This is a genomic window from Klebsiella sp. HMSC16A12, from assembly GCF_001808265.1.
In the GTDB taxonomy this organism is placed as follows: domain Bacteria; phylum Pseudomonadota; class Gammaproteobacteria; order Enterobacterales; family Enterobacteriaceae; genus Klebsiella; species Klebsiella pneumoniae.
In genome coordinates, this window is the sequence record NZ_KV792561.1 from 161,853 (window position 1) to 172,638 (window position 10,786).

Below are 10,786 nucleotides of genomic sequence, written 5' to 3' on the forward strand. Positions count from 1 at the left end.
AGCAAGCATTACTTCTTGATGCGGATTACCGGGGTTTCACCCACGGTCACGCTACCGGACAGTTTGATCAGCTCTTTGATCTCGTCCATGTTGGAGATAACCACCGGCGTCAGAGTCGACTTGGCTTTCTCTTCCAGCAGCGGCAGATCAAATTCGATAACCGGATCGCCGACTTTCACGCGCTGACCTTCTTCAGCGATACGCTTGAAGCCTTCGCCTTTCAGTTCAACGGTATCAATACCGAAGTGAACGAACAGCTCAATGCCGCTATCAGATTCAATAGAGAACGCGTGGTTGGTTTCGAAAATTTTACCAATGGTACCGTCTACCGGCGCGACCATTTTGTTGCCAGTCGGTTTGATGGCAATCCCATCGCCCACAATTTTTTCCGCAAAAACCACATCCGGCACGTCTTCAATGTTGACGATCTCACCGGAGAGGGGAGCAACAATCTCAATAGTTCCGGTGTCTTTCTTGTCATCAGAAACCAGAGATTTCAATTTATCAAACAAACCCATGATCTTCTCCTAAGCAGTAATTTGGGCCGCGCATCTCGTGGATTAGCAGATTGTTTTTTCTTCAATGAACTTGTTAACCAGCGTCATTAACTCGTCCGTTGTCGGTTGAGCAAGAGCCTGCTCTGCTAATACTTTCGCATCTTCGAAGTTCGTATTACGAATAATCTTCTTGATGCGCGGGATGGAAATGGCGCTCATAGAGAATTCGTCCAGCCCCATACCCAGCAACAGAAGTGTAGCACGTTCATCGCCCGCAAGCTCACCGCACATGCCAGTCCATTTACCTTCAGCGTGAGAAGCATCAATAACTTGCTTAATCAGATTCAGTACAGACGGTGACATCGGCTGGTAAAGATGTGAAATCATATCATTACCACGGTCAACTGCCAGAGTATATTGCGTTAAATCATTGGTGCCGATACTAAAGAAATCAACTTCTTTGGCCAGATGACGAGCAATGGTCGCCGCAGCCGGTGTTTCCACCATCACGCCGATCTCAATGGATTCGTCAAATGCTTTACCTTCGTCACGCAGTTCCTGTTTGTAGATTTCGATCTCTTTCTTCAGCGCACGCACTTCTTCAACAGAGATGATCATCGGGAACATAATGCGCAGCTTACCGAAAGCGGAGGCACGCAGGATGGCACGAACCTGGTCGCGCAGGATCTCTTTACGATCCATCGCAATACGCACGGCACGCCAGCCGAGGAACGGGTTCTCTTCTTTCGGGAAGTTCATGTACGGCAGCTCTTTGTCGCCGCCGATATCCATGGTACGGACGATAACGGCCTGAGAGCCACAGGCCTCAGCCACCGCTTTATAAGCCGCAAACTGTTCTTCTTCAGTTGGCAGCGCGTCACGGTCCATGAACAGGAATTCGGTACGATACAGGCCTACGCCTTCGGCGCCGTTGCGCTCAGCACCTTCGACATCGCGAACGGTACCAATGTTGGCGCAGACTTCAACCTGATGGCCGTCGAGGGTAATCGCCGGCAGATCTTTCAGTTTCGCCAGTTCGGCTTTTTCTTCCGCAACCTGAGCCTGCAGACTACGCAGCGCTTCAATTTGCTCGTTAGACGGGTTGATCAGAACCTGGTTGTTCACCGCGTCGAGAATCAGATAGTCGCCGTTCTTCACCTGCGCCGTGATGCTGCCGGTGCCCACGATGGCCGGCAATTCCAGGGAACGCGCCATGATAGAGGTGTGGGAGGTACGACCGCCCGCATCGGTGATGAAACCCAGCACTTTTTTCAGGTTCAGCTGTGCGGTTTCAGACGGGGTCAGATCGGCGGCGACGAGGATGACTTCATCCTGAATCGCACTCAGATCGATGATTGCCAGACCAAGGATGTTGCGCAGCAGGCGCTTACCGATATCACGTACGTCAGCCGCACGTTCTTTCAGGTATTCATCATCCAGCTCTTCCAGGGCAGTGGCCTGACCGTCGATAACTTCATTGGCTGCCGCGTCGGCAGTCATGTGCTTATCTTTAATCAGGGCTATGATTTCCTGCTCAAGCTCCTCATCTTCCAGCAGCATAATATGCCCTTCGAAGATGGCTTCTTTTTCTTCACCGAAAGTTTCACCAGCTTTGGTTTTGATGACCTCCAGCTGGGCGGAGGCCTTGGCGCGGCCGCTCAGGAAACGTTCGACTTCCTGATCAACCTTATCGGCAGAAATTTTCTTCCGGTCGATGACAATTTCATCTTCCTTCAGCAGCAATGCTTTGCCGAAGGCGATACCCGGGGATGCTAAAATGCCTGAAATCATAACCCTACCTTACTTGTGACTGATATGAAAAAGAACCCGTGAACTTACTCGAGTTCAGCCATCAGTTTAACCAGATGCTCAACAGCTTTCTGCTCATCTTCGCCTTCAGCGGAGAGGGTCACTACGGTGCCCTGGGTCAGGCCCAGAGTCTGCAGTTTGAACAGGCTTTTGGCGCTGGCGCTTTTGCCGTTGGAGGTTACAGTGATCTCAGAAGTGAAGCCTTTAGCTTCTTTAACAAACTGAGCAGCAGGGCGGGTGTGCAGACCGTTCGGAGCGGTAATGGTAACTTCTTGCTGGAACATTATATTTCCCCAACTTATAGGTTTAGTGTTGTGGACCTAAAGTCTAGTCTAACGACTCGACTTTAGCCTGTATTGTTAGCGCCGGCGTTACGTTTCCGGCCTTGGCGTCGGCAGCGCCTGGCGCTGCGAAGACCTGCGGGCCATTGACGTCTAGCACGTCATTAAACATTATGCCGCGAAAGGAAGACTTGAACCAAATCATAAAATCGATTCAGCTGGCGGAAATCCTCTTCTGAATAATTTCGCGCATCAAAATAAATGTGCTGGTTAAATACCAGACCCTACGAGGTGAATCAATGCCAGGAGGGGTAAAACTTTGACGTGTGCCACAAAAAAGCACCCGAAAAGGTGCTTTTTTACACATTATTTACAAGCTGGCACTACTGTTGCAGCTCTTTCTCAGTGAAGAGATCGGCGAACAGCGCGGTGCTTAAATAACGCTCACCTGAGGAAGGCAGGATAACCACAATATTCTTATTGGTAAAGGCCTCATCTTCCTGCAGCTTCAGCGCGGCGGCAACGGCGGCCCCGGAAGAGATACCCGCCAGGATGCCTTCTTCTTCCATCAGGCGGCGCGCCGTGGAGATAGCTTCCTCGTTGGTAATGCCGATCACTTTGTCGACCAGCTTCAGATCCAGGTTGCCAGGAATGAAGCCGGCGCCGATACCCTGAATTTTGTGCGGACCCGGCTTGAGCTCTTCCCCCGCCAGCGCCTGGGCGATCACCGGGGAATCGGTCGGTTCAACGGCGACGGTGATCAGATCTTTTTTACCTTTGGTGTTTTTGATATAGCGGCTGACGCCGGTCAGCGTTCCGCCGGTACCTACGCCGGAGATAAACACATCCACCTGACCATCGGTATCTTCCCAGATTTCCGGGCCGGTAGTCTTCTCGTGGATTTCCGGGTTAGCCGGGTTGCTGAACTGCTGCAGCAGCAGGAATTGTTCCGGGTTGCTGGCGACAATCTCTTCCGCTTTCTGGATAGCGCCTTTCATGCCTTTGGCGCCTTCGGTCAGCACCAGGTTGGCGCCCAGGGCTTTCAGCAGCTTACGACGCTCGATGCTCATGGTTTCCGGCATGGTTAGCGTCAGTTTGTAGCCGCGGGCCGCCGCCACGTAGGCGAGGGCGATACCGGTGTTGCCGCTGGTCGGCTCGACCAGTTCCACGCCAGGTTTCAGAACGCCGCGCTTTTCAGCATCCCAGATCATATTGGCGCCGATACGGCATTTTACGCTAAAGCTCGGGTTACGAGATTCTACCTTTGCCAGGATACGGCCATTACCGATGCGGTTCAGTCGTACCAGCGGCGTATGACCGATAGTCAGGGAGTTGTCTTCAAAAATCTTACTCATGGCCCGTCCTTAACTGTATGAAATTTGGGGGTACGGCATCAGCATACCCGCTTAAAGAATATGCGGAAGTAAGGATTTAGCATATCTATATGCGGAAGGGAAATAATGATAAGCAAGAAGGAATAAGCGCGATATAAGGGAGCGGCCTTTGCCGCCCCCAAGTGAAGGTGTTACCGCTATTTCCAGCTGGCGTGTCTATCGCGATAGCAATCGACCCACATGGCGGTGGCGCCGCAGATAGCCACCGGGAGGATCACCAGGTTTAACACCGGGATCATTGTGAACAGGCTGGTGAGCGCCCCAAACTGCATATTCATCACTTTGCGACTGCGCAGCGCTTCGCGCATGGTTTTGAAGGGAACCTTGTGATTATCAAAGGGATAATCACAGTATTGAATCGCCAGCATCCATGCGCTGAACAGGAACCAGAGTACCGGGGCTACCGTCTGGCCAACGCCGGGAATAAAGTAGAGCAGCAACAGCACGATGGCGCGCGGCAGATACCAGGCCAGCTTCTGCCACTCACGCTTCATAATCCGCGGAATATCTTTCATGATGCCAAAGACGCCGACGTCCGGCGGGGTAGCGCCGGTCAGGCGCGCTTCCAGCTGTTCCGCCAGCAGGCCGCTGAACGGCGCGGCTATCCAGTTGGCGATCGTCGAAAAGAAGTAGCCAAACACCAGCAGGATTGAGAGCACTACCACCGGCCAAAGCAGGTAGTTTAGCCACTGCAGCCAGTCCGGCACATGGCTCATCAGCGAGGGGATCCAGCTGCCGAGACGGGTAAACAGCCACCAGAAGGCAGCGCCCATCAGCAGCACGTTAACCAGTAAAGGCAGGAAGACATAACGCCGTATGCCCGGCAGCCCGATGAGTTTCCAGCCCTGCGAAAAATAATAAACGCCGCTGCGCGGGGTCGGTGCGGATGATGAAACCATAGCCAGGCATTGCTCCTTTTTTAACATCCGGTGTGAATGCTCGCTTATTTTATCGGGTCGTCAGACAATAACCAGTTAGGAAATGTTCGAAAAAACAGCAAAAAGCACGATTTAGTTCATCTTTATGTGGTGAAAGCGACCGACGCACTTGCACTTGAGGTAATCGGCAAATACTCTTAGTGAGTAAATGTTTGCCGTGGTGGCAAGGTGTTAGAACAACAGAGAATATAATGATGCAGGATTTGCGTCTGATATTAATCATTGTTGGCGCGATCGCCATAATCGCTTTACTGGTACATGGTTTCTGGACCAGCCGTAAAGAACGTTCTTCGATGTTTCGCGATCGCCCACTGAAACGTATGAAGTCGCGCGACGATGAGTCGGAAAACGACGACTTTGATGATAATGTTGAAGGCGTAGGAGAAGTCCGCGTTCATCCGGTGACTCACGCCCCGCACGGCGCGCATGGGGAGCATGAAGCCCCTCGTCAGGCGCCGCAGCACCAGTACCAGCCGCCTTACGAGCGCCAGATGCAGCAGCCTGCGCGTCCTGAAGAACCGGTTCGCCAACCGCCGCAGCCGCCGCGCCAGGCCCCGGTTCCACCGCAGCAACAGCCTGCGCCGCATGCGGCTCCGCAGCCTGGCTGGCAACAGCCGCAGCCTGCGCAGCCGCCCGTACAACCGCAACACCAGCCGCAGCCTGTCGCGCCGCAACCGGTGACGCCGACCGTCGCTCAGCCGCAGCCAGCCGCCCCGCAGCAGCCTGCGCCACAGCCTGTTGCCGCGTCGCAGCCCGCCGTCGCGGAACCGCAGCCGGTAGAGCCGCAGCAGCCCGCCGCGCCGCAGCCGAAAGAGCGCAAAGAGACGGTCATTGTGATGAACGTCGCCGCGCATCATGGCGCCCAGCTTAACGGTGAAGTGCTGATCAACAGTATCCAGCAGGCCGGCTTTAAGTTTGGTGAAATGAATATTTTCCACCGCCACCTAAGTCCGGACGGCAGCGGTCCGGTGTTGTTCAGTCTGGCCAACATGGTGAAACCGGGAACCTTCAATCCGGACAGCATGGCGGATATGATGACCCCTGGGGTGACTATCTTTATGCAGGTCCCTTCCTACGGCGATGAATTGCAGAACTTCAAGCTGATGCTGCAGTCTGCGCAGTATATCGCTGACGAAGTGGGCGGCGTGGTGCTTGACGATCAGCGTCGCATGATGACGCCGCAAAAACTGCGTGAATACCAGGATCGTATTCGCGAAGTGAAAGACGCGAACGCCTGACGTTCCGCGTTAACTCAATTCCTTCTCAACCCCCGCCTGTCGGGGGTTTTTTATCATTGATGGTGTGATATGGAACCAATCGAACAACAACTGACTGAACTGCGAACCACGCTTCGCCATCATGAATATCTGTACCACGTTATGGACGCGCCGGAAGTGCCGGATGCGGAATATGACCGCCTGATGCGCAAGCTGCGCGAGCTGGAGAGCCAGCACCCGGAGCTGATTACCCTGGATTCGCCAACACAGAGGGTGGGGGCGGCGCCACTCACCGCCTTTAGCCAGATCCGCCATGAAGTGCCGATGCTGTCGCTGGATAACGTGTTTGACGAAGAGAGCTTTCTCGCCTTCAACAAGCGGGTACAGGATCGCCTGAAAAGCACAGATCATCTTACCTACTGCTGCGAGCTTAAGCTCGACGGCCTCGCGGTGAGCATTCTCTACGAAAACGGCGTGTTGGTGCAGGCGGCAACCCGCGGCGACGGCACCACCGGCGAAGATATTACCTCTAACGTGCGAACTATTCGCGCCATCCCCCTCAAGCTGCATGGCGAGAATATTCCTGCACGCCTTGAGGTACGTGGGGAAGTGTTCCTCCCGCAGGCCGGGTTTGAAAAAATCAATGAGGAAGCTCGCCGCACCGGCGGGAAAGTGTTTGCTAACCCGCGTAATGCGGCAGCGGGTTCGCTGCGCCAGCTCGATCCGCGCATCACTGCGAAGCGACCGCTTACTTTCTTCTGCTACGGCGTGGGCGTGCTGGAGGGCGGCGAGCTGCCGGCCAGCCACTCGGCTCGGTTGCTGCAGTTCAAAGCATGGGGGCTGCCGGTGAGCGATCGCGTCACCCTGTGCCATACCCCCGAGGAAGTGCTTACTTACTATCGTAAAGTCGAGGAAGAGCGTCCCCACCTGGGCTTTGACATTGATGGCGTGGTGATCAAAGTCGATTCGCTGGCGCTGCAGGAACAGCTGGGTTTCGTCGCCCGCGCGCCGCGCTGGGCCGTGGCCTTTAAGTTCCCGGCACAGGAGCAGATGACCTTCGTCCGGGACGTGGAGTTCCAGGTGGGCCGCACCGGGGCGATTACGCCGGTGGCGCGTCTGGAGCCGGTCCATGTTGCCGGCGTGTTGGTGAGCAATGCCACCCTGCATAATGCCGATGAAATTGAACGCTTAGGCTTGAAAATCGGCGACAAGGTGGTGATTCGCCGGGCAGGCGATGTGATCCCGCAGGTGGTTAACGTGGTGCTTTCCGAGCGTCCGGCGGATGCCCGGGATGTCGTCTTCCCGACCCACTGTCCTGTATGTCAGTCAGACGTTGAACGGGTGGAAGGCGAGGCGGTAGCCCGCTGTACGGGCGGCCTGATCTGCGGCGCGCAGCGCAAAGAGTCGCTCAAGCACTTCGTCTCCCGTCGCGCGCTCGACGTTGACGGCATGGGCGACAAGATCATCGACCAGCTGGTGGAGAAAGAGTACGTCCATACCCCGGCGGATCTGTTCCGGCTGACGGCGGGGAAACTGACCGGGCTGGATCGGATGGGGCCGAAGTCCGCGCAAAACGTAGTCAACGCCCTCGAGAAAGCCAAAGAGACGACCTTCGCACGCTTCCTCTACGCCTTAGGTATTCGCGAGGTAGGAGAAGCGACGGCGGCGGGCCTGGCGGCGCATTTCGGCACTCTCGAAGCCCTGGAGCAGGCTTCCATTGAGGAGCTACAGAAAGTCCCTGATGTCGGCATCGTCGTCGCTACCCATACCTTCAACTTCTTTGCCGAAGAGAGCAACCGCGATGTCATTGCGCAACTGCTGGCGGAGGGGGTTCGCTGGCCTGCGCCGGTGGTGGTGAAGGCGGAAGAGATTGATAGCCCGTTTGCAGGCAAAACCGTGGTCCTTACCGGCAGCCTCAGCCAGCTGTCGCGCGATGACGCCAAAGCGCGTCTGGTGGCGCTGGGGGCGAAGGTGGCAGGCAGCGTGTCGAAGAAAACCGACCTAGTGATTGCCGGCGAAGCGGCGGGGTCTAAGCTGGCGAAAGCGCAGGAGCTGGGCATCGAGGTGATTGACGAGGCCGAAATGATGCGTCTGCTGGGAGAATAACGTGGATAAAGCGCAGCTGGTCGAGATAGCCAATACCGAAATGCCGTTCGGTAAATACAAGGGACGTCGCTTAATCGATGTCCCGGAAGAGTATTTATTGTGGTTCGCGCGTAAGGATCAATTCCCTGCCGGGCATCTTGGCGAGCTGATGGCGTTGACCCTGCTGATTAAAACTGAGGGGCTGAGCGATCTGGTCCAGCCCCTGAAGAAAGCGCGTTAGGCTTTGGCCGCGTTGGCCTTTTCCTCAGCGAGACGCGCATCGGTTTGCTGCTTGTAGCGCCGCGCCAGCACCGCGCAGACCATCAGCTGGATTTGGTGGAAGATCATCAACGGCAGCACCATGATGCCGAGGATGGAGGTCGGGAAGAGAATATTGGCCATCGGAATGCCGTTGGCCAGGCTCTTTTTCGAACCGCAGAAGACGATGGTAATCTCATCGGCTTTGTTAAAGCCGCAGCGGCGGGCGACAAAGACGTTGACCGCGATGACGATGGCCAGCAGCACCAGGCTGACCACCACGATAAACAGCAGCGATCCCAGACCGACTTTATGCCAGATGCCATTCACCACCGCCTCGCTAAAGGCGGAGTAAACCACCAGCAGAATCGAGGTCTGGTCGGTCTTACCAATCCACTTCTTATGCTTCGCCACCCAGTCGCCAATCCACGGCCGCGATAAGTGACCGAGCACGAAAGGCAGCAGCAGCTGCAGCATAATTTTACCGACCTGCTCCAGACTGCCGCCTGCGCCGTGAAGGTTCATCAGGACCCCCACCAGTAGCGGGGAAACAAAGATCCCCAGCAGGCTGGAGGCCGAGGCTGAGCAAACCGCAGCCGCGACGTTGCCCCCGGCCAGCGAAGTAAAGGCGATAGCGGATTGCACGGTGGCCGGCAGAATGCACAGATAGATAAAGCCGCTGTAGAGCATCGGATCGACATTCACCGGCGCCCACCAGGCAAACAGAACCCCGAGTAGCGGGAAGAGAATAAAGGTGCTGCACATCACCCAGAGATGCAAACGCCAGTGGCTGCCGCCGGCGATAATCGCCTCCCGGGAGAGTTTAGCGCCATGCATAAAGAACAGTAGCGCGATGGCGGCGGTGGTCAGATGTTCAAAGAAGGGGACGAAAGCGCCACGGGCCGGGAAGAATGAGGCCAGCAGGACAACGGTGATTAGCGTTGCCGTAAACGGATCGAGAATACGGAAAAGTTTCATAAACGCTCCTGAAAAGAGATGCGCTATTGTGCTTTTTTTCATTTGAGAAATAAAATTGATTTATTGCATCTATTCATGAATAAAAAAGATGAATTACTCTCTGCGTCAGTTAAAAGTATTTGTCACCGTCGCCCGGGCCAGAAGCTTCAGCCGGGCAGGGGAGATGATTGGCTTAAGTCAGTCGGCCGTCAGCCATAGCGTCAAGGAGCTGGAGCATCAGACCGGCGTCCGTCTGCTCGACCGTACTACTCGCGAAGTGGTGCTCACCGAGGCGGGTCAGCAGCTGGCGGGCAGGCTGGAACGTTTGCTTGATGAGTTGACGATTACCCTGCGTGACGCCGGGCGGGTAGGCCAGCAGCTGAGCGGCACCGTCAAGGTCGCCGCCAGTCAGACGATTTCCGCCCACCTTATTCCGCAGTGTATTGCTCACAGCAATCGTCGTTATCCCGATATCGATTTTGTGCTGCACGATCGGCCCCAGCAGTGGGTGCTGGAGAGTATCCGCCAGGGGGAAGTGGATTTTGGCATCGTGATTGATCCGGGCCCGGCGGCAGACCTTCAGTGTGAAGTGGTTCTGGCGGAACCATTTTTGCTGCTCTGCCGGGAGGATCATCCTTTTGCCAGCCTGACAGAAGTGCCGTGGCAGGCGCTGCAGGATGAAAGGCTAATCCTGCAGGATTATGCGTCCGGCAGCCGCCCGCTGATCGATGCGGCCCTCAGCAGACTGGCTATCCGGGCGAATATCGTCCAGGAGATTGGCCACCCGGCAACGCTGTTTCCGATGGTAGAATCGGGAATTGGCATCAGCGTTCTGCCGGCGCTGGCGCTACCGTTACCGCAGGGGAGCCATCTGACGGTGAAACGGCTGACTCCGGTGATGGAGCGGCAGCTGATGCTGGCATGCAGGAAAAATCGCTCGCTGTCGACCGCCGCTCAGGCGTTATGGGAAATTGTGCGTGAAGAAGGGGAGAATTTAACCGCCGCCAGGGTTGAAGATCCGCTATATCAGCGCTGACAGAGGGGATTGCTGCGGAGGGACTCGTGGCAGGGCCATGTTCCGCGCATAGCAAAAAGGCGCCTTTAGGGCGCCTTTTTACATTGGTGGGTCGTGCAGGATTCGAACCTGCGACCAATTGATTAAAAGTCAACTGCTCTACCAACTGAGCTAACGACCCGAGTGGTGGGTGATGACGGGATCGAACCGCCGACCCCCTCCTTGTAAGGGAGGTGCTCTCCCAGCTGAGCTAATCACCCGCTTCTCAATTTTCTGTTCTACACGGCGGAGACTACGTTAAGTAGTGGTGGGTGATGACGGGATCGAACCGCCGA

General features: G+C 55.7%; 10 protein-coding genes and 3 tRNA genes (1 of these 13 running past the window's edge). 4 read left to right on the top strand and 9 right to left on the bottom strand.

The genetic code is table 11. The features are described from left to right. Positions 1–8 precede the first annotated feature (8 nt). From crr to cysZ, 5 genes are all read right to left on the bottom strand, one after another. Complete coding sequence (crr, locus tag HMPREF3140_RS07175; RefSeq protein ID WP_000522253.1) at positions 9–518, bottom strand: PTS glucose transporter subunit IIA; 510 nt, start codon at positions 516–518, stop codon at positions 9–11. Between the two features lie 42 nt (positions 519–560). Then, the gene (gene ptsI / locus HMPREF3140_RS07180) at positions 561–2,288 is read right to left on the bottom strand and encodes a phosphoenolpyruvate-protein phosphotransferase PtsI (protein ID WP_002913506.1); all 1,728 of its coding nucleotides are present in this window, start codon (positions 2,286–2,288) and stop codon (positions 561–563) included. A gap of 44 nt (positions 2,289–2,332) precedes the next feature. Continuing rightward, a complete protein-coding gene (gene ptsH, locus HMPREF3140_RS07185) occupies positions 2,333–2,590 on the bottom strand; it encodes a phosphocarrier protein Hpr (RefSeq protein ID WP_002913505.1) in 258 nt (85 codons plus the stop codon). Positions 2,591–2,970: 380 nt separating this feature from the next. Beyond that, on the bottom strand, positions 2,971–3,942 hold the full coding sequence (gene cysK / locus HMPREF3140_RS07195) for a cysteine synthase A (protein ID WP_002913498.1): 972 nt from the start codon (positions 3,940–3,942) through the stop codon (positions 2,971–2,973). 176 nt (positions 3,943–4,118) lie between these two features. Then, positions 4,119–4,880, bottom strand: coding sequence for a sulfate transporter CysZ (gene cysZ, locus HMPREF3140_RS07200; protein ID WP_004174922.1), 762 nt, complete (start codon positions 4,878–4,880; stop codon positions 4,119–4,121). Between the two features lie 230 nt (positions 4,881–5,110). On the opposite strand from cysZ, the gene zipA reads away from it, so the two are divergent. The 3 genes from zipA (at position 5,111) to HMPREF3140_RS07220 (ending at position 8,462) form a co-directional block, all read left to right on the top strand. After that, on the top strand, positions 5,111–6,157 hold the full coding sequence (zipA, locus tag HMPREF3140_RS07210; protein WP_023301179.1) for a cell division protein ZipA: 1,047 nt from the start codon (positions 5,111–5,113) through the stop codon (positions 6,155–6,157). Between the two features lie 69 nt (positions 6,158–6,226). Then, the gene (gene ligA, locus HMPREF3140_RS07215) at positions 6,227–8,242 is read left to right on the top strand and encodes an NAD-dependent DNA ligase LigA (protein ID WP_070552899.1); all 2,016 of its coding nucleotides are present in this window, start codon (positions 6,227–6,229) and stop codon (positions 8,240–8,242) included. A 1-nt stretch (position 8,243) separates the two neighbouring features. Beyond that, positions 8,244–8,462: a DUF3820 family protein gene (locus HMPREF3140_RS07220; RefSeq protein ID WP_002913440.1), complete on the top strand. Its 219-nt coding sequence runs from the start codon at positions 8,244–8,246 to the stop codon at positions 8,460–8,462. On the opposite strand, the gene HMPREF3140_RS07225 is transcribed toward HMPREF3140_RS07220, so the two are convergent. Further along, entirely contained in the window at positions 8,459–9,457 is a 999-nt protein-coding gene (locus HMPREF3140_RS07225; RefSeq protein WP_002913439.1) for a bile acid:sodium symporter family protein, read from the bottom strand. The two genes, HMPREF3140_RS07220 and HMPREF3140_RS07225, sit on opposite strands and share 4 nt — an antisense overlap. Positions 9,458–9,545: 88 nt before the next feature. Between HMPREF3140_RS07225 and HMPREF3140_RS07230 the strand changes: the two genes are divergently transcribed. Further along, entirely contained in the window at positions 9,546–10,472 is a 927-nt protein-coding gene (locus HMPREF3140_RS07230) for a LysR family transcriptional regulator (protein ID WP_002913438.1), read from the top strand. Between the two features lie 84 nt (positions 10,473–10,556). On the opposite strand, the gene HMPREF3140_RS07235 is transcribed toward HMPREF3140_RS07230, so the two are convergent. The 3 genes from HMPREF3140_RS07235 to HMPREF3140_RS07245 all read right to left on the bottom strand — a co-directional run. Next, positions 10,557–10,632: transfer RNA gene (locus HMPREF3140_RS07235), tRNA-Lys, on the bottom strand. A gap of 3 nt (positions 10,633–10,635) precedes the next feature. Then, a tRNA-Val gene (locus HMPREF3140_RS07240) sits at positions 10,636–10,711 on the bottom strand. Between the two features lie 45 nt (positions 10,712–10,756). Further along, positions 10,757–10,786 (bottom strand) — tRNA-OTHER (locus tag HMPREF3140_RS07245); it runs 50 nt beyond the window's last position.